The sequence below is a fragment of the Terriglobia bacterium genome, assembly GCA_032252755.1.
Classification (GTDB): domain Bacteria; phylum Acidobacteriota; class Terriglobia; order Terriglobales; family Acidobacteriaceae; genus JAVUPY01.
Genome location: JAVUPY010000010.1, coordinates 16,067 through 33,866, shown reverse-complemented (window position 1 = coordinate 33,866; position 17,800 = coordinate 16,067). Strand labels below are relative to the sequence as shown.

General features: G+C 58.1%; 16 protein-coding genes. 1 reads left to right on the top strand and 15 read right to left on the bottom strand.

Going from position 1 to position 17,800, the window contains the following annotated elements; translation table 11 throughout:
- Positions 1-53: 53 nt before the first annotated feature.
- The 13 genes from ROO76_01625 to ROO76_01565 form a co-directional block, all read right to left on the bottom strand.
- Entirely contained in the window at positions 54-1,364 is a 1,311-nt protein-coding gene (locus ROO76_01625) for a FliI/YscN family ATPase (GenBank protein ID MDT8066844.1), read from the bottom strand.
- Positions 1,361-2,011 (bottom strand): FliH/SctL family protein, encoded by a 651-nt coding sequence (locus tag ROO76_01620; GenBank protein MDT8066843.1) that lies wholly within the window; start codon positions 2,009-2,011, stop codon positions 1,361-1,363. The genes ROO76_01625 and ROO76_01620 overlap by 4 nt, the downstream gene beginning before the upstream one ends.
- Positions 1,995-3,014 (bottom strand): flagellar motor switch protein FliG, encoded by a 1,020-nt coding sequence (gene fliG / locus ROO76_01615; protein MDT8066842.1) that lies wholly within the window; start codon positions 3,012-3,014, stop codon positions 1,995-1,997. The genes ROO76_01620 and fliG overlap by 17 nt, the downstream gene beginning before the upstream one ends.
- Positions 3,011-4,633 carry a flagellar basal-body MS-ring/collar protein FliF gene (gene fliF / locus ROO76_01610; GenBank protein ID MDT8066841.1) on the bottom strand — a complete coding sequence of 541 codons (1,623 nt, stop codon included), beginning with the start codon at positions 4,631-4,633 and terminating at the stop codon, positions 3,011-3,013. Before fliF ends, fliG begins: the two co-directional genes overlap by 4 nt.
- Before the next feature lie 68 nt (positions 4,634-4,701).
- Complete coding sequence (gene fliE, locus ROO76_01605) at positions 4,702-4,992, bottom strand: flagellar hook-basal body complex protein FliE (GenBank protein ID MDT8066840.1); 291 nt, start codon at positions 4,990-4,992, stop codon at positions 4,702-4,704.
- A 62-nt stretch (positions 4,993-5,054) separates the two neighbouring features.
- The gene (gene flgC / locus ROO76_01600) at positions 5,055-5,495 is read right to left on the bottom strand and encodes a flagellar basal body rod protein FlgC (protein MDT8066839.1); all 441 of its coding nucleotides are present in this window, start codon (positions 5,493-5,495) and stop codon (positions 5,055-5,057) included.
- Positions 5,492-5,845, bottom strand: coding sequence for a flagellar basal body protein (locus ROO76_01595; protein MDT8066838.1), 354 nt, complete (start codon positions 5,843-5,845; stop codon positions 5,492-5,494). Before ROO76_01595 ends, flgC begins: the two co-directional genes overlap by 4 nt.
- Positions 5,842-7,182 carry a sigma-54 dependent transcriptional regulator gene (locus ROO76_01590; protein ID MDT8066837.1) on the bottom strand — a complete coding sequence of 447 codons (1,341 nt, stop codon included), beginning with the start codon at positions 7,180-7,182 and terminating at the stop codon, positions 5,842-5,844. Before ROO76_01590 ends, ROO76_01595 begins: the two co-directional genes overlap by 4 nt.
- A complete protein-coding gene (locus ROO76_01585; GenBank protein MDT8066836.1) occupies positions 7,179-8,069 on the bottom strand; it encodes a HAMP domain-containing sensor histidine kinase in 891 nt (296 codons plus the stop codon). Before ROO76_01585 ends, ROO76_01590 begins: the two co-directional genes overlap by 4 nt.
- 49 nt (positions 8,070-8,118) lie before the next feature.
- Positions 8,119-9,234: a sigma 54-interacting transcriptional regulator gene (locus ROO76_01580; protein MDT8066835.1), complete on the bottom strand. Its 1,116-nt coding sequence runs from the start codon at positions 9,232-9,234 to the stop codon at positions 8,119-8,121.
- A 101-nt stretch (positions 9,235-9,335) separates the two neighbouring features.
- The gene (locus ROO76_01575) at positions 9,336-9,857 is read right to left on the bottom strand and encodes a hypothetical protein (protein ID MDT8066834.1); all 522 of its coding nucleotides are present in this window, start codon (positions 9,855-9,857) and stop codon (positions 9,336-9,338) included.
- A 136-nt stretch (positions 9,858-9,993) separates the two neighbouring features.
- Positions 9,994-10,668 (bottom strand): response regulator transcription factor, encoded by a 675-nt coding sequence (locus ROO76_01570; protein ID MDT8066833.1) that lies wholly within the window; start codon positions 10,666-10,668, stop codon positions 9,994-9,996.
- Positions 10,669-10,707: 39 nt separating this feature from the next.
- Complete coding sequence (locus ROO76_01565) at positions 10,708-12,267, bottom strand: ATP-binding protein (GenBank protein MDT8066832.1); 1,560 nt, start codon at positions 12,265-12,267, stop codon at positions 10,708-10,710.
- Between the two features lie 255 nt (positions 12,268-12,522).
- Here ROO76_01565 and ROO76_01560 point away from each other — a divergent pair, with 255 nt between their 5' ends.
- On the top strand, positions 12,523-14,346 hold the full coding sequence (locus ROO76_01560) for an ABC transporter ATP-binding protein (GenBank protein ID MDT8066831.1): 1,824 nt from the start codon (positions 12,523-12,525) through the stop codon (positions 14,344-14,346).
- Positions 14,347-14,373: 27 nt separating this feature from the next.
- Here ROO76_01560 and ROO76_01555 read toward each other — a convergent pair whose 3' ends face one another.
- Together ROO76_01555 and ROO76_01550 are read right to left on the bottom strand one after the other, a co-directional pair.
- Positions 14,374-16,152, bottom strand: a complete 1,779-nt coding sequence (locus tag ROO76_01555) for a winged helix-turn-helix domain-containing protein (GenBank protein ID MDT8066830.1) — start codon at positions 16,150-16,152, stop codon at positions 14,374-14,376.
- A gap of 164 nt (positions 16,153-16,316) precedes the next feature.
- A complete protein-coding gene (locus ROO76_01550) occupies positions 16,317-17,711 on the bottom strand; it encodes an IgA Peptidase M64 (protein MDT8066829.1) in 1,395 nt (464 codons plus the stop codon).
- Positions 17,712-17,800: the final 89 nt, after the last annotated feature.

Here is a 17,800-nt window from a genome sequence, read left to right as displayed (position 1 = left end):
CTGCTCATCCCGCAGCCTCCGCAGGTGTAGCAGGGTTGCAAGCGGAAATCGCATTAGAGTGATAAGGCGGAGAGTGCTTGAATGGTCTCCGTGATCGACGGAAGTTCATCCTTCGACTGTCGCAGGAACTTCATGATCCCCGGGTAAGCGGCAATAGCGAGGTCCAGTTCCGGATCGCTCCCTGTTTGATACGCCCCAACGCGCAGCAGGTCTTCCGAGCGCTGATAAAGCGCCAGCACGCGCCGTACCTGTCCAGCGTGCGCCAGATGGTCTGCCGCGCAAACAGCGGGCATCAGTCGGCTCAAGCTTTCGGAAATCGAAATCGGCGGATAGTGGTTCGCATTCGCCAGTTTGCGGTCCAGCATTACGTGCCCATCCAGTAGCGACCGTACCGCATCGACAATCGGGTCCTGCTGATCGTCGCCTTCCATCAGTACGGTGTAGAACCCCGTTATGCTTCCGTTGCTGAAATTCCCGGCACGCTCTACCAATTTTGCCAGCAGGCTGAATACCGATGGCGTGTAGCCCTTCGCCGTCGGTGGCTCGCCGGCGGCCAACCCAATCTCTCGCTGCGCCATGGCGAAGCGCGTCAACGAATCCACGACCAGCAGAACGTTTTTTCCTCGTGCCGCAAAGTACTCCGCAATCGCCGTCGCGGTCGAGGCCGCCCGCAAGCGCAGCAGTGGAGACTCATTCGACGTGCTTGCAACCACCACGGACCGCCGCCGGCCTTCTTCGCCGAGCGTCTCCAAGAATTCGCGCACCTCGCGCCCACGTTCGCCGACCAGCGCCAGCACCGTCAGATCCGCCGAGGTCGCACGCGTCATGATCCCAATCAGCGTCGTCTTTCCTACACCACTGCCGCCGAAGATTCCGATACGTTGTCCTCGCCCGCACGTCAGGAGCGCATCAATCGCACGAACCCCGCATGCGAGCTTTTCGGTTATTGGCCGCCGGGACAATGCCTGGGGCACGCATCCTTGCAACGGAATCGAAGCGGTACCGCGCCCAAGAGGCATACCGTCCAGCGGTTCCCCTCTGGCATCCAGCACTCTGCCCAGCACGTGTTCGCCGACTTCGAAGGCGGGCAAGACTCCACGCGTCACCACCTTATCGCCATAGCGAACACCTTCCGGCGACGTGAGTGGCATCGAAAGTACAAGAGAGCTGCGAAAACCTACGATCTCCCCCGCAATTTCCGCTCCACTGGCAGACTGAATCCAGCACTCCTCGCCCACCGAGCACAGTGGGCCCTCGGAGCAAACAATCGATCCCAAAACCTGCACCACGCGCCCGCTTGATCGTCGCCAGGGAATTCCGTTCAGCCGATCGATCTGCGGCTGAAGAGTTAACAATTCGCTCATTGCACCGCAACCGCAGTTTCCGTGCGCGATTTCCCCGCCGTACCGATGAGTCCTCGCTCAATCTCATCCAGTCGCTCGGTGATATTGAAATCAGTCACGCCCAGAATGGTTTCCACAGCGCATTGCCCAATGCCCAATTCCTCATCTCCAGCGATCTCAAGACCGGGAAAATTTCCAATTTCTTTCGTGAACGCCGCAACCCATGCCGGGACCACACCTTGCGGGACGCGCAACCGGATCTTCGACCCGCGATCGACCCTATTCAAAACCTCCTGCACTGCTGTCTCCAGCAGCACTGGGCGCGTCTCCAATTCCCGTTCGATTACTGTCCGTCCTACGGCCAGCGCCAATCGCACTACCTCGTTCTGCATGTCACGAAAATACTTCGAACGCTCCTGCTGCAAGGTGACCAATGCACGCATGAACTCCGCACGGGCGCCTGTCAGCGCCGTTTCGTACTCACGATGCAACCGCCCCTCGGCCTCGTGCACGCCGCGAATATGCGCCTCCCGCTCCCGTCGCGCCAATTCCCCAGACTGCAGCATGACTGCTTCGTTCCCTTCCGACTGCCACAGCTTCTCCAGCGGACCCATGCCAATCGGCATTCTGCTGTCAAAATGTTCCAGCGATTCAGACCACGAACTCATCTTCGCCCTCCGTCCTCAGAATCAGTTTGCCCTGCGACTCCAATTGTCTTGCCACTCCGACACATTCCTGCTGTGCCTTGGCCACATCGCGCGACCTTACCGGCCCCAGCACATCCATGTCTTCTTTCAACATCTCCACCGCCCGCGACGACATGGTTTTGAAAATGTGATTTTTCAGCTCCTCCGCCGCCCCCTTCAGCGCCAGCGACAACGTTTTCTTGTCGAGGTGAGATAGCAACTCGCGAATCCCGGCCTCCGGCACACTCAGAAGGTCGTCGAACGTAAACATCAGGTTGCGGATGCTCGACGCCAGCTTTGGATCGTCCTGCTCAATGTTCTCCAGGATCACTTTGCAGGCCGAGGGCTCCAGTCGGTTCAACAAGTCCGCCACTCCCTTGAAGCCTGCATACGCGCGCCGGCTCTGCTCGCCTAACGCCTGCAATTTCCGGTGCAGAATCATCGAAACCTTCTGCGCCATCTCGGGCGAGAACTGCCGCAAATTCGCCAGCCTCGTTACTGCCTCCGCCCGCGTCTTTTCTGGCAGTTTCATCAACAACATGGATCCCTGCCTCGAATCCAGGTGCGCCAGAATCAGCGCAATCGTCTGCGGATGCTCCGACTCAAGGAATTTTGCCAGCTGCTGGGGATCCGCCTTCTGCAGCGAATCCAGCTTGCTCGTACTCAACTCCTGTGCCCGCGAAACCTGCTCGAGAAGCTCCTTCGCACCTTCTTCCCCGAACGCTTTCACCAGCAGCTTCGTCGCGTACTCCGCGCCGCCCTGCGCCATGTAATCCTGCGTGAGCATCAACTGGTGATACTCGCGCAGCACCCTTTCCACCATGTCTGGCGGAATGACTTTCAACTCCGCGATCTCCTGCGTAATTTGCTGAAGATCGCGCTCACCGAAATGCTGGTAGACCGTGCTGGCTGCCTCCTCGCCCAGGGCAACCAGCAGAATCGCCGCCTTCCTGATCCCAGTCAGTTGGTGAGGCTGGGCGTTCACTTAGCAGCTCCATCGCGAATCCAGGTTTGCAACAATCGGCTCGTCGACACCGGCTCCGCCTTGACCTTGTTCAGTACCTGCCGCTTCAACCGCATCGAATCCGGAGTCTCCGCTTCAACCTCCAGCGTATTCTGGGCTCCCGGAGTGCCACCCTCGATCGTGGTCGACTTCGCCGCGGCTTTCAATCGTGTCCGCTGCGCCATTTCGTGAAACGACAACACGAGTTGCTTCTTTAGCGGCCGCAGGAACATCAGGTATACCGCCATGAATATCGCGCCCAGCGCCGCAATACGAAGCACACCCGACCACTGCTGCACGATCGTCTGCACCCGCTGCGGAACCGATGGCGCGAGTGGTACCTCCACGGGTTCCACCTGGAACGAGAGGCTCTCCACCGTCAGCACATCGCCGCGCGAGGTATCCAGTCCCAACGATGCCCGCGCCAACTCCTCAATCTGCTTCAATTCTCCCGGTGTCCGTTTCCGGCGTGTCTCTGTAATCTGTCCGTTACTTGTCCTCTTTTCAATTGCGTCGTCGACCAGCACCGCCGCCGTAATCCTGCGTACTCGGCCAGCCGGAACCAGCGTGTGCCTCACCGTCTTGTTCACCGCATAGGTGCTACTCTCGGATTTCGAACTCTGCGAATCATCCGCCACCACCGCCTTTGCCGCTCCCGGACTGCCCGCTCCCGGCACATTGCTCGCCGTTCCCGGGATACCCATGGGCGCCGACGACCCTACGCGCTCTTCGCTTTTCTGCACCGCAAGCGCTACCGTCGTAGCGGGATCGTACGTCTCCTGTGTCTCCTCGCCTGAGGTGATGTCCCGATCCATATGGACCGTCGCTCGCACGCGGCCGCGTCCTGCAACCGGTTCCAGCGTTTGCACCAGCTTCGCTGCGAGCTGGTCCTCGGATCTCATCGCTTGCGATGACGGATCGCGTTCATTCCGATCGTCCAACGGGCGATTCGTGTCTGCATCAATGACTGCCACATTTTCCGGACGCAATCTCTCGACCGCTCCTGCCACAAGGTTTGCGATCGCCATCTGCGCCTGAGCGTCCAATCCGCTGCGCAACCGCAATACCACTGACGCCTTTGCCGGCTGCTCCCGGTCCACGAATACGGAATCCTCCGGCATCACCAGGTGCACCCGGACCGCCTGGACTCCCCGCAGCGTCTGAATCGTCCTCTCCAGTTCGCCCTCGAGCGCTCTCTGATAATTCACTTTCTCGCTGAAGTCGCTGCCTGCCCAATTCATTTTGTCGAACAATTCAAATCCCAAGCGTCCGCTGCGTGGTACGCCCTGCGATGCGGTTTCGAATCTCGCGCGGTCGAGTTCATCCGCCTCGATCAGCACCGAGCGCCCATCCTGCGAAATCTCGTACTTCATGTTTTTCGCTGCCAGTTGCGACGCCAGCGCCTGCGCGTCCTGCGGTTCCATTCCCGACATCAGCGGCTTCATCTCCGGTTTCGCCATCAGTCGCACGAACCCAAACAGCGTCGCCGCTACTGCCACTGCGGCAATCGCCATCAGCGCTTTCTGTCGCGCCGTCAGTTCGCGCACGAACTGCACTACCTGCCCAAGTCCCTGGCTCAACGAATTGGCGGCTTCAGCCATTGCTTATCTCAGAACTGCCCGAGTCCCACGTCTGGCGTGACTAGCCGACATGGGTATAGCGCAAAACTCTAGAACTGCATGCGCGCCACTTCCTGGTATGCGCTCACGATCTTGTTCCTCACCTGCATCATCAGTTGGAATGACAAATCCGCCTTCTCCACCGCGATCATCGCTCCATGAATGTCCTGTCCATTACCGTCCAGCAGCGCCTGCACCTTCTGGTCCGCGTCGGACTGTAATTCCTGAACTTTCCCCATCGCATCTTCCAGCGTCGAAGAAAATCCACCGTCCTTCCCGGACGTCTCCGGCGAGAGCGGCACTTGCGTGTTCAGCGACGGCAATCCCTGAATCGGATTCATTCACGACTCCCTTCTCAATACCCCACATCTGCGTAGTGAGCAGATGTGACCTGCCTTTCGTATCACCGCACCAGGTCCATCGAACTCTGGATCATCTGCTTGCTCGCGTTCACCGCGGCGGCGCTCGCCTCGTATGAGCGCACCGCGCTCATCAGGTCCACCATCTCGGTTGCGGGGTTCATGTTCGGATACGCGACATATCCTTCCGCATTTGCGTCCGGATGTCCGGGTTCATACCGCAGCACCGGCGGAGTGGTGTCTTCCACTACCTGCCGCACCTCAACCCCGCGCATCGACGCAACTTGCGGGAATCCCGCATTGCCCAGCGCCAATTGAAACCGTGGCGTCCGCGATCCAAACACGACGAGTTTCCGCCTGTACGGGCCGCCTTCGTCGGTTCGCGTCGTTTCCGCATTGGCTAGATTCGCTGTCGCCACTTCCGCTCGCACTCGCTGCGCCGCCAATGCCGACGCGCTGAGTTCCATCACGCCAAACAAATTCATGAGCCGCCTCCACCCTGGATCGCCGTCTGCAATCTTCGGAACTCTACCCGCAACAACTCGACGCCCGTCCGGAATTTCAACTGCGTCTCCGCCATCAGCAATCCCTCGCGCTCCAGGCTCACATTATTTCCATCCGGACGCTGCAACAGCCCCTGGACCTCGCGCGCGTGAAACGACGCCTCTTCCTGCCCCGCCGCGTTCGCCAGATGCGTGCGGAAATCTGCATCCACCGTGCGATATCCCGGCGTATCGACATTGGCTACGTTCTGCGCGATCACCATCTGGCGGTATGCCGCCCGGTCCAGCGCGTGCGAAATTGCCTGGATATTCGGAGTGTCGAGAAAACTCATGCATACCTCCTTGGCGGCAGCCCGTAATCACGAATTTTGTTTCGAATCGTTCGCAGGCTCACGCCCATCAACTCCGCCGCACGGGTCCGGTTGCCATCTGTAGCTCGCAGCGTTACCTCAAGCAGGTGGCGCTCAGCGTCGCGCAATGAAACTCCCGGCGCGATCCGCGGCATTGCCTTTTCTTGCCGATCAATCGTCTCAAGGAAATCCGGCCCGACTTCGTCTTTTGTGCATAACACCGCGATCCGTCGCATCAGGTTCGCCAGTTCGCGAACATTTCCCGGCCACGAATGTCGCCGCAGGCCCTCCACAAATCCCTCGGACAATCTCGGCCTGGGCTCAGGTCGAAAACTCTTCAGGAAATGTTCCGCCAACAACGGAACGTCCTCACCCCGATCCTTCAGCGACGGCAGAGTCAGCGGAATAACATTCAGCCGATAGTACAAATCGAGCCGGAATGCGCCCTCCTCGACCCTCTCCAGCAGCGACCGGTTTGTCGTCGCGATCACGCGAATGTCCACCTTTTGCGGACATGACTCCCCGAGGCGTTTTACTTCGCGCTCCTGCAAAGCCCTCAACAACTTCGGTTGCAGCGCCAGCGGCATTTCTCCTATCTCGTCCAGCAACAGCGTTCCACCATCCGCCGCTGCCATACTTCCAATTCGCGAGGCCAGCGCACCAGTGAACGCACCCTTTATGTGCCCGAACAACTCGCTCTCCAGCAAACTTTCCGGAACCGCCGCGCAATTGACTGCCACAAAAGGCTGGCACCGTCTCGCGCTCTCGTGGTGAATCAACCGCGCCAGCAGTTCCTTCCCGGTTCCACTCTCCGCTTCAATCAGGATGTCGGCATCACTCGTCGCCGCCTGCCGCGCCTTCTCAATTGCATCGAGTAGGACCGGGCTTTGCCCGACAATTGCTATTTGTCGCGCATCCTGTACTCGTGCCGGGCCGCCACCGTTCAGAACGCGCTTGGCCGCCTCGCGCAGTTGCGCAAATGGAACAGGCTTCTGCAGGTAATCGAATGCCCCATCGCGCATCGCCTCCACCGCTTGCGAAACATTCCCGAACGCGGTGAGCAGGAGGATCGAAGTGCCCGGAACTCTCGATTTCAGTTCTCGCATCAACTCGATCCCGTTTCCGTCCGGCAATCGCACGTCGCTGATCACCAGTTTCGGAGTCAACTCCGCCAACTCGCGCGCTCGCCCGCAGGTCTCTGCGCACAGCACCTGCCAGCCATCCCGTCGCAGGGACTCCGCCAGTCCCGCACGTACCGCGCAATCGTCCTCTACTACGAGAACGCGATCAGCGACCGAGATTTTTGCGGACGAAGTCACAGCGCCGGAAGCTCCACGATGAACTTCGATCCCCTGCCAACCACAGTGTCCACCAGGATCCTTCCGCCATGCTGATCGACGATCTTTTTGCACACGGCGAGCCCCAGTCCCACGCTGCCCGGCCGCGTTGTGAAGCCGGGTTCGAAGATTCGAGCCCGATGCTCCGGCGAGATGCCGCGCCCGAAATCTTGGACCATAACTCGCACACACTTTTCAAGACGATCAGCGCCTTCGATTTGCTCTACTGAGAAGTTGACCTGCCCGCCGGGTTGGCTCACATGCAAGGCGTTGAGCGTCAGGTTGAGGAATAACTGCTGCAACCGTGACAGATCTGCCGCAACGGTCGCCCCCTCGCTCCGATCCTCATACGCCAGTTGCACAGAGTTCTGGTTAGCGACGGGCGCCAGAAATTGAACCGTCGATGCCAGCACATTTCCGACCTGCAGCGTCGACATAGCTCCCGTCCCCGTCGTTTCGTGAATCCGGAGGACGTTGTTCGTCAGCATGGCTAGCGTTCGCAAACCGGCCTGCAACTGCTCCACCCACCCTCGTGCGTCCTGCTCCAGATCCCCGCATTCCAGCAGAAGTTCGGTAAACAGTTCCATCGATGCCAGGGGATTTCGCACCTCGTGTGCCAGGAGAGCCGAGTACTCGCCCAGAGCTTTCGCCTGCCGCACCCGCTCGCGCTCCGCGTCCAATTCACCCTGTTTGCGTCTCAACTCGTCCCGCAGCCTGGTCACTTCCTCACGCAATCGCAGATAGCTGCGCTCCAGCGAAATCGCGGTCTCCGAGAATTTTGCGAACGCGTCCTGCAACTGCTCCCGGGTTTCACTTGCCGCCACCACCGGCGGCATTGCCGGAATAGCTAGATCGGTACTGGGCAACATATGCCTATCTCCAAATGCACGAACCGTGCCAACTTTCACAAAGGGAATGTTAGAAACCTCTAGGGTTCAGCTCTGCGACGCCGACCTCCGACTTTTCGTCCCACAAAATGCTCGCCCGTTCCATACAGTGCCGAAGCTCACGCACATTTCCTCGCCAGGGTTGCTCCGCGATCCACCGCATCGCCTCTCCACCCAAACGCGCGTTTGCGCCGCAGAACCGTCGGAGGAAGTACTTCGCCAAGAGAACCGCATCTCCGCCCCGCTCCCGCAACGGCGGTAACTCGATCGGAAAGACCGACAACCTGTAGTAGAGATCCTCGCGAAACAGCTTCTCCGCCACGCGGAGCGTCAGGTTTGCGTTCGTCGAAGCGACCACCCGCACATCAACATGCAACGACTCCGAACTTCCCAAGCGCTGCACTTCACCGTTTTCCAGGAACCGCAGCAACTTGGCCTGTAGCCCTATCGGCATGTCGCCGATCTCATCCAGCAATAGGGTTCCGCCCTGCGCGGCCTGCACTCGTCCCACCCGCGATTGCACCGCTCCCGTGAACGCCCCGCGTGTGTGTCCGAACAACTCCGCTTCAAGCAGAGCCTCCGGAATTGCCGCGCAATTCACAATCACCAGCGGTCGCGAGGCCCTTGCGCTCGACTCGTGAATCGCGCGCGCAATTACTTCCTTTCCCGTTCCCGTCTCTCCCGTCAGCAGAACCGACGTGTTCTTGCGCGCCACCAGGCGAACCAGGCTCACCACCCGCTGCATCTGCGGAGAGTTCCCAATCACCCCGGGTAGCGCGCCGTCCGATTCCTCTGGATCGTTGACAATCCACGGAGCCCCGCCAACGTCTCGGTGCGATTTACTCCATCCCGCCGCCGCACTCTGATTCGCCGAATCCAGTGGGACAACTTCAACCGCCGGAAAACGCGAATTAATCAGTTCCTTCAGTTCCTCAGCGTCCAGGTCCCAAAGACACCGGTCCAGAAACAGAACCTGGCAGGCGCCTGTTTCCAACTTGCTGAGCGCGTCCGCGCCGCCTACGGCTTCGCCGATCAGTCGCGCATCGGTCTGCAGGTCATTAATCACCTGCCTTCTGAAGTTGTCATTGGAACTCGCCACCAGAATCGTCGGCGGTTCGGGAAACAGGCTGCCGGTGCTCGTGATCATGTCCCGAAACTAACGCGGGAAGATTAGAAGGAAGATAGGAAAGGATTAGAGTTTTCTCAGAATCCTAAAGTTTTCAGCCGCTCCGTCCGATACGCTTTCCCCTAGATCGCTGCCCCTGGAAAAGAAAACAAGAACGCAGTGTAGTTCTGCAGAAATACTTGCCAAGCGGATCCCCCAGCCGCACCCACCATCCTCGCCACAATTTCTGATGCCCCACCCGGCTCAGATGCACGTAAATCCATACTGCTGATCGTTCCCGGCAACGGCGCGCGATCTTCGCCGATATAGCAGACCGCATCGCGCCCACAGCGGTACGTTGCCAGCAAAAGCCTTTTCCGATCTCGCAACCGGTACAGCGCGAGGTCCACCGCGACAAACAGAGCCCGTGAAATCCGCTCCGGGTCGGCACAAATCATCGCAGCCTCCCCGGTTGCAACCAACATTGTCCTGCCACAACTGTCGATTACTGGCTCGAAATCGGCCGCAACCGCGCGCACTGTTTCGGACAAATCCATCCGCACAGCTTTGCTGGCGCTTTCCGCGTCGAGTAGTTGCCGCTCCGACGACACAATTTTCAGCAATCGATCCGTGAGGACGGCTGCCTGGTTCAGCGCTTCCTGCAATTGCTCCTCTGTGGCCTTCCTCCTCAAGGCAAGGTCCAGGGAGCAGCGAAGCGCCGTCAAAGGCTGCCCGAGGTCATGCAGCAGGTCGTCGATGACCGCCTGCACGTATGCGCAGTTCACCACTAATCCCGGCGGCCTACCCCGTTTCCCGCAATTCATAACCCACACCTCGAATCGTGTGAATCAGCTTCGGCGAGAACGGGCCGTCCACCTTTTTGCGGAGGTAATTTATATATACGTCCACGACGTTGGTCGAAGTATCGAACCCAATATTCCACACATGCTCCACGATCATCGTTCGCGTAATGCGTCGTCCAGCGTTGCGCATCAGGTACTCCAAGAGGGCGAACTCTTTTGAGGTCAGTTCAATCTTTTGCCCTGCCCGCTCGACTCGCCGCTCCACTCGATCCAGTGCCAAGTCCGCAACCCGCAGTAGCGACGGTGCCGAAGTTCGTCCACGCCGCAGAATCGCGCGCACCCGCGCCGACAATTCGCTGAACGAAAACGGCTTGCTCAAGTAGTCATCTGCACCCGTATCCAATCCCTGGACGCGGTCTTCAATCCGGCTTCTCGACGTGAGTACCAAAACAGGCAAATTCGGCTTCAGCGGCCGGATATACCTCAACACCTCGATCCCATCCATTTTGGGCAGATTCAAATCCAGGACTGCCAGGTCGTAGTCGGTCTCGCGCAGCATAAAGCGCGCCTGCTCGCCGTCATTCGCGACATCCACGGCGTAGTGCTCCGACTCCAGACCCTTCCGCAGGAACGAGCACAGCGGCAAATCGTCTTCCACAACCAGTATTCGCATCTAGTCGAAATTCTGGGTGGGGCCATGCGCCGCGTCAATCTACTCGCTGGTTACTCCTACATTTGCTTTCCCATTTTGGAATTGCTGCAGGTCTCCCATCACCTTATCCATCAGGACTCGCAGGTCTTCCCACCGAAACGGTTTCTGCAGGAACGCCGCGTCGGCTGCCAAAATACCGCGCTCGCACAGCACCATCCTTGGGTAGCCCGAGATATAGATGACCTTCGCCTCAGGATGCTCGATTCCGAAATAACCTTGGATATCCATGCCATCCGCTCCCGGCATCGTGACATCGCTGATGATTAGGCTGATTTTCCGCTGTTCCTGCTTACAGATTTGCAACGCTTCGCCGCCGCTCCGGGCACTTAGAACTCCGTACCCATGAGTTCGCAGCAACTCCTCGACTAATTGCCTGGAATCTAGCTCATCATCAATAACCAAGACGCACGCACCGGAAATCTCTGTTTCTACCGCCTCGACTTCCTCCGATACCCTATCCGCTCTCGGAAAGTAAACCTTGAATGACGTCCCTTCCCCGGGTTCGCTATACACATACACAGCCCCACCTGCCTGCTCAACGATCCCGTAGACAGTGGACAGTCCCAATCCCGTACCTTTTCCCGCAGCTTTCGTCGTAAAGAACGGCTCGAAAATTCGTGACAAAACCTCGCGTGACATACCGCAACCCGTGTCTGTGAAACTCAGCATCACGTAATCGCCCGGGGCCACCTTCAGGTGCGTGCGAGCGTAACTTTCATCAAGCTTTACGTTCCTGGTCTCAAGCGTAATCGTTCCTCCGTTCGGCATTGCATCCCGCGCGTTCACCGCCAGGTTCAGCAGTATCTGTCCCACCTGTCCCGCATCCGCCATGATGGTTCCCAGTTCCTCGTCCAGCAAGGTCGTCAACTGGATGTCTTCGCCTATCAGTTTCTGGAGCAGCTTCCCCATTTCCCGCACAGTACTGTTGATATTGATCTCGCGCGACTTGACGACCTGGCCCCGACTGAACGCCAGCAGCTGCTGCGTCGTCATCGTGGCCCTCTCCGAAGCATTCAGGATGTTGTCCACGTAACGGCGATACTCGCTTTCCGGTGGCAATCTCAGTTTGAGCAATTCTCCATAACCTCTTATGGCCGTCAGTAGGTTGTTAAAGTCATGCGCGATTCCCCCGGCCAATAGTCCGACGGCTTCCATCTTCTGGGCCTGCTCTAATTGCTGTTGTAACCGTTTTCTCTCCGTCACATCCCGCACAACTGCCAGATGTATCCCCGGCAGCACATGCGCCTTGGCCGTGTACTCAAGGTGCTGCGGTTTACCGTCGCGCAGCTGAATCTCGCCTGTAGCCATGCTGGTGTTCGGGTCCAGCACCATCTGCAGTAACTCTCTTGCTGCTTTTGTGTCTTCGCTGAATACGCCGACTTCCCGACCTACGATTTCTTCCCTCGCTCGTCCCATAATCCTGCAGGCTGCTGGATTAACCTCAACGTACCGCAGTTCATCATCCAGGATGATCATTCCCTCCGAAGCCGCCTCGAAGATTGCCTGCCATTTCTGGGTGCTATCCGCCAATACCTCACCGGAACCTTTCCGATTCTCCATGTTCCTGCCCATAGCAATGTCACTCCTGCTTCTCAGCCTAACCACGGTCGCAGGCGCCTCGCAGGAATTTCTTTCCTGTTCCGTTTTCATCTCCCATTTTGAAACCGTTCCTTGGTAGAACTAAGGTGCTCTGTGCAGAGGATTACTACCTCTGTTCGATTGTTTCGGTCTACCGCCCGCCCTAACCTCATAACGCACTCGATAACCTCCGCGCGGATAGCCTGGATGCAATCTCCTCCCAAAAAGAATCGGCGTATGCTTTGGCGTCGCCTGTTCGAACTGGCGCGTCCCAATGCCCCCCATCTGACCGGCATCGTTCTGCTGAGCCTGCTCGCAACTCCGCTGGCTCTCCTCATGCCGCTCCCTCTTAAAATCGCCATTGATAGCGTCCTCGGCAATCAGGCCCTGCCCAACTGGCTGCGTGCCATGGTTCCCGCTTCTTTCGAGGCCAGCAAGCGGTCGGAACTTTTCCTTGCCGGTGCCCTCCTGCTTGCAATCGCCCTTCTGGCCAGCCTGCAGTCTCTCGCCAGTTGGCTACTGCAAACCTACACCGGCGAAAAACTCGTCCACGACCTGCGCGGGCAACTCCTATGGCACGTCCAGCGCGTCGGGTTGGCCTTCCACGACCGCCGTGGGCCAAGCGATACCAGTTACCGCATCCAGCATGACGCCCCTGCCGTCCAGAACATCCTCATTCAAGGTCTCGTACCCATCGTCACCTCTGCCTTCGGCTTTCTCGCGATGCTCTATGTCACAGCGCGCATCAACGGGACTCTTTCCCTCATCGCCCTTTCCCTCTCGCCGGTTCTCTTCGTGCTCGCGCGTCACTCCAGCCGCAAAGTACGTGCCGGTTACGACGAGGTCAAGCAACTCGACAGTTCCGCCATGCTGGTAATGCACGAGGCCCTGGCTTCCGTGCGTGCCGTCAAAGCCTTTGGCCAGGAGAACTACGAGGACGAGCTCTTTCGCCGCAAGTCCCGCATGAGAATGAAGGAGCAGGTCCGGCTCGCCTCCATCCAGGCCGGATTCCACGTTGTTGTTGGCATCACTATCGCACTGGGAACCGCTGCCGCCCTCATCATCGGCGTCTCGCAGGTGATGGAAAACCGGATTACCGTGGGAGACCTCTTGCTGGTCATGGCTTACATGGCGCAACTCTACGAACCTCTGCGTACGGTCAGCGGCAAGATCCCCGAGTTGCAATCATCTTTGGTCAGCGCGCAGCGCGCTTTGTCCCTGCTCGACGAGTCGCCTGAAGCCGTCAACATCGGTGAAACGATCCCCTCGCACCGCATCAAGGGAAGCATCGAATTCCAGCATGTCTCGTTTCAATACACGCAGGGCTGTCGGGTTCTTGATGACATCAGTTTCCAAATTCCTGCCGGCTCCTCGGTCGGAATCGTCGGTCCCAGCGGCTCCGGCAAAAGTACTCTTCTCAACCTGCTCACCCGGTTCTACGAACCGATCTCGGGACAAATTCTTCTCGACGGCCTCGACCTTCGCAACTACCGCCTCTCCGACCTGCGTGCCCAGTTCTCCATCGTCATGCAGGAGCCAATGCTTTTCTCAACCACCGTAGCCGGCAACATCGCCTACGCACGTCCCAACGCAAGTCGTGCCGAAATCATCGATGCCGCGAAGAAAGCCAACGCTCATGCGTTTATTGAGCGCCTGCCGCACGGATATGACACACCCATTGGCGAAGCGTCTGCCAGTCTCTCTGGGGGAGAGCGTCAGCGCATCGCCATCGCCCGCGCATTTCTCAAGGATGCTCCCCTCGTCATCATGGACGAGCCCACCAGCGCGGTCGACATCAGGACAGAAACCATGATCATGGAAGCGGTTGAGAAATTAATGCACGAGCGCACTACCATCGTGATTGCTCATCGCCTCAGCACGCTCGAAAAATGCGATATTGTCCTCGTGATGCGTCAGGGCCGTCTGAACATGATCACGGCCGATCTCAGCGAAGCCAGGGCACACCTCATGCAGACAGAAAAAAGCGCCGCTCAGGCGGCGTCCTCCTCCGGTCCGAAACTCGTGGGCCAACCAGGTTTTATTGCCCCTTCCCAAAAATGATCGAGACGAGATTCCTGGACAAGAACTTTATGCGAAACCACTCCTTCGCCGTCCCAGGCTTGCCTGTCTAAAATCCGGCTCCCGCACCCGTTTGCACATCTCGTCAAAGTGCTTGGTGCCTCGCAGAATGTCCAAATGAGGATCCACCCCGAGGAACAATGTTTTCTGAAATCTCTCCTGGCACGCTCTTTCGAGCCAGCGTACCGCGCCATTCACATCGCCCAGGCCCAATCGCACCAGCGCAATCTGGTATGCAGGTTGCGGAGCGTGGTCCTGTCCGGTTTCTAATCTTCGTAAAATTGGCTCAACATTCGCGGTCTTGCCCGCCTGCGCATATGCGTGCGCGAGATGTGCGTCCATAACTGCTGCCTCGCCATTCGCGTACTTCGCTCCTGTTTCAAACTGCAGCAATGCGTCACCAAACCGCCTTTGTGCCAGATAGGCGCTACCCAACAATGCCCTCGCTGCGCAGTTCGCTGAATCCATTTCCAGCGTTCGCCGTGCCACTCGAATCGTCTCATCGAAACGGCGCGCGTAATAACATGCCATCGCGTAGTTAGCGGCCATGAGACTCGAAAGCGGATCGAGGGAATACCCCTGCTCCATCGCCGAAACCGCTTCATCCACTCTGCCCCGCGACAAGAGCAAGTGCCCATAGCCTGCGTAGCCAAACGCGTAGCTCGAATTCAATTGCAAAGCGCGTTCGAACAATCGCGTCGAGTTCGCCCAGTCATGGTCCAGTGCAAGTTTCGCCCATGCTTGAGCCACCAACGCCTGCGGCAGATCGGCACTCAGTTCCAGTGCTCTTTCTGCTGCGGCCAGTGCCGCCTGGTAAGCAGGGCGCGGCACCACTAGATCGTGAGCGGCAAGCATGATCCAGACGTTCGCGGCACCGACGTGAGCTTGGGCGAATTCCGGCTCGCGTTCGCACAGCCGCTGGTACGCCGCCAGGGCTACTCCCAGGTTCGAACCCGTTCTCCGGAACCACAACTGCTGCGCAGAGAAATACTCCCGAGCCCTCTTCGCCTTCAGCTTCCACCACGGTCCCGGCGAAGAGTGTTTCGGCGACACTCCCGGCAGTATCGCTTGTACAACTCGCCCTGCCACATCGTCCAGTATCTCCGGCAAACCCGCGCGTTCCGTTTTGCTCTCCCAAAGCACTCTTTCTTCGGGCAGTTCGAGGAGCCGCACTCCGGCCGAAAATCGTTCCTTTTGCTGTGCGATGCTTCCCTTCAGAACGTACTGAACCCCCAGGTGGTGTCCAATTGCTCGCGCAGAGACATGGGTCCCGCAATAGCCTTGCACAGACGTTGGCGCGACGACCTTCAACCGTGGATGTAAACTCCCCAGCATCGAGATCAACTCGCCCGCAAAACCATTTCCAAGAGCCTCTTCTTCGTTCTCTTCCACCTGCAACGGAATCACTGCTATCCGGGATAGTTGCTCCTCTTTCGTCTCCTCACACTGCGACCACGCAAGCACCTCGACCGGGTGGACAAACCTGTATCCGTCACTGCCAACCGTTTCGAAATACATTGGGGTTGCGAACTCATCCTTGAGCGCAATACGCACCTTGCGCGCCGCTGCATTCAAGCCTTGGTTAACCTGGACATAGATGTCGGGCCACAGTACATGCGACATCTCCTCGCGCGTCACCAACGAGCCCTGGTGCTGGAGAAGCATCACCAGAAATTGGAAGGGTTTGCTCTGGAGAGATACAGGCTCGCCGTGCTCGAAAACCTCTTCGGTAGTAACGTCGAGTTCAAACGGCCCAAACCGAAATCGAATTGGCCTTGCTGTGTCCATCACTGTGGCCCCGGTTCAGGCCACAGTAACAGTCAATTCCCACTTTTTTTCGACAAGCTGCTTTTTGTTCCGTTTCCGGAACAAAAAGGGCGCATCCTCTATATATGTCACGGAGCGCCCCTTAGTCCCTTCTGGTCTAGACTAAATGCCACCGAATCAACAGCTTACGGTTTCGAATACAGGTCAATAACCCTGTCTATGGCACCTTGGCACACTTTGCAGAAGTAATTCGTCCGGGTAAACATGATGCAATTCACCTCCGGCCGGTAGTACCCCCTCGCCTCATAGTTCGCCCCCTCGAATGCACCGACTTTCCCGGCATACTTCTCCTCCGCGAACATCTTGTCCTCGTGCGCCTTCTCTTCCTTGAAGAGCGCATCCATCTCCGACTCCGGCCGGTTTTCCTTCCGCAATTCCCGCCGGCGCTTCTGGATATCCCGCTCGTAATTCTCAAACTCCGTCTTGCTCCACGGCGTCGGAATCGGCACCCCATGCGTCACATAACTCTTCCACTTCAGCAACTCCGGATTCAACAACGCCGTCGCATTCGGCTCCCAAGGCTCCACCTTTTCCGTCGGCGACTCATATGCCACATCGGATGTGTAGTACTCATCCGCCAGTCCCGCGAAATGATGCCCGAACTCGTGCACAAACACATAAGGTGCCCATAAGCTGTCCGCCGCCACCGTACTGTACAAATTGAAGATTCCGCCACCTCCATATGTATTGTTGTTCGCCAATATTTCCACAAATTCATATGGCGCCCACGACGCAACCTCGCGGAACTTCTTGTTCTCGAAAGTGAGCACGTATCGCTCGGAACCGAACGCGTCATAGCTCGCCCCGATCGCCGTCCGGTGATGCACACCCGTGGAAGGCCGCGAAATCCCCGAGTCCTGCGACGCCGCGCAAATCGCCCACACGTTGAAATCCGTTCGCCGCGACTTGAACGGCTCCGTCGCGAACAGAATCTCTGTCAACCGATGCGCGTCCTTCTCGCACTTCCCGCGCTCCGCCGCCGTGTACCCGTCCCCAAGAATCAGGAAATCGACCTTATTCGCCGGGTCGCCATGCTTCTCAATCTCGACCACTGCCCCAACCTCGGGCGGTTTCGCCGTGTTCACGAACATGTTTTTCGGATCGATATTCAGCGACCAGACCTCGCGGAAAGTATTCTCCTTGTCTCGCTTCTTCAAGATGATCTGCACCGGTTTCTCCGGCGCCGGGAATCGCAGCGACTCGCTAAAGGTGCGATTCATCTTCTTCGCCTCGTCTGTCGTCTCCCACTCGCCATAAATCGACGAGAACCCACGCGAATACAGCAAATTGTTCGTCGCCCGATCCCGCACCTCGAAGTAATACTTCCCGAGGTTCGTATCATCGATCGGCTTGTCCGGATTTCCCGGCCACGGCAGCGGCTCAATTACCACCTCATCCAGGCTGAACATCTCCGTCGAGCTATTTCCCGTGTGGTAGTAGTCCACCCGCATAGTCCGGGGCGTCGCCGCCACCGCGCACGTAGCAAAAAACAAAAACGCCAGTATCAGTGCTTTTCTCATGCCCCGCATTGTAGATGTCGATCTTCAGAACTGCCACGCAATGTTTTCGCAGGCGAGCGCAAAGTCGCATCGTCATTGCTTTTGTAGTT

What these genes read in the sequence shown, in the direction of transcription:
- ROO76_01625 (MDT8066844.1), bottom strand. Translation starts at nt 1,364, where the DNA reads ATGAGCGAATTGTTAACTCTTCAGCCGCAGATCGATCGGCTGAACGGA.
- ROO76_01620 (MDT8066843.1), bottom strand. Translation starts at nt 2,011, where the DNA reads ATGAGTTCGTGGTCTGAATCGCTGGAACATTTTGACAGCAGAATGCCG.
- fliF (MDT8066841.1), bottom strand. Translation starts at nt 4,633, where the DNA reads ATGGCTGAAGCCGCCAATTCGTTGAGCCAGGGACTTGGGCAGGTAGTG.
- fliE (MDT8066840.1), bottom strand. Translation starts at nt 4,992, where the DNA reads ATGAATCCGATTCAGGGATTGCCGTCGCTGAACACGCAAGTGCCGCTC.
- flgC (MDT8066839.1), bottom strand. Translation starts at nt 5,495, where the DNA reads ATGAATTTGTTTGGCGTGATGGAACTCAGCGCGTCGGCATTGGCGGCG.
- ROO76_01595 (MDT8066838.1), bottom strand. Translation starts at nt 5,845, where the DNA reads ATGAGTTTTCTCGACACTCCGAATATCCAGGCAATTTCGCACGCGCTG.
- ROO76_01585 (MDT8066836.1), bottom strand. Translation starts at nt 8,069, where the DNA reads ATGTTGCCCAGTACCGATCTAGCTATTCCGGCAATGCCGCCGGTGGTG.
- ROO76_01580 (MDT8066835.1), bottom strand. Translation starts at nt 9,234, where the DNA reads ATGATCACGAGCACCGGCAGCCTGTTTCCCGAACCGCCGACGATTCTG.
- ROO76_01570 (MDT8066833.1), bottom strand. Translation starts at nt 10,668, where the DNA reads ATGCGAATACTGGTTGTGGAAGACGATTTGCCGCTGTGCTCGTTCCTG.
- ROO76_01565 (MDT8066832.1), bottom strand. Translation starts at nt 12,267, where the DNA reads ATGGAGAATCGGAAAGGTTCCGGTGAGGTATTGGCGGATAGCACCCAG.
- ROO76_01560 (MDT8066831.1), top strand. Translation starts at nt 12,523, where the DNA reads ATGCTTTGGCGTCGCCTGTTCGAACTGGCGCGTCCCAATGCCCCCCAT.
- ROO76_01555 (MDT8066830.1), bottom strand. Translation starts at nt 16,152, where the DNA reads ATGGACACAGCAAGGCCAATTCGATTTCGGTTTGGGCCGTTTGAACTC.
- ROO76_01550 (MDT8066829.1), bottom strand. Translation starts at nt 17,711, where the DNA reads ATGAGAAAAGCACTGATACTGGCGTTTTTGTTTTTTGCTACGTGCGCG.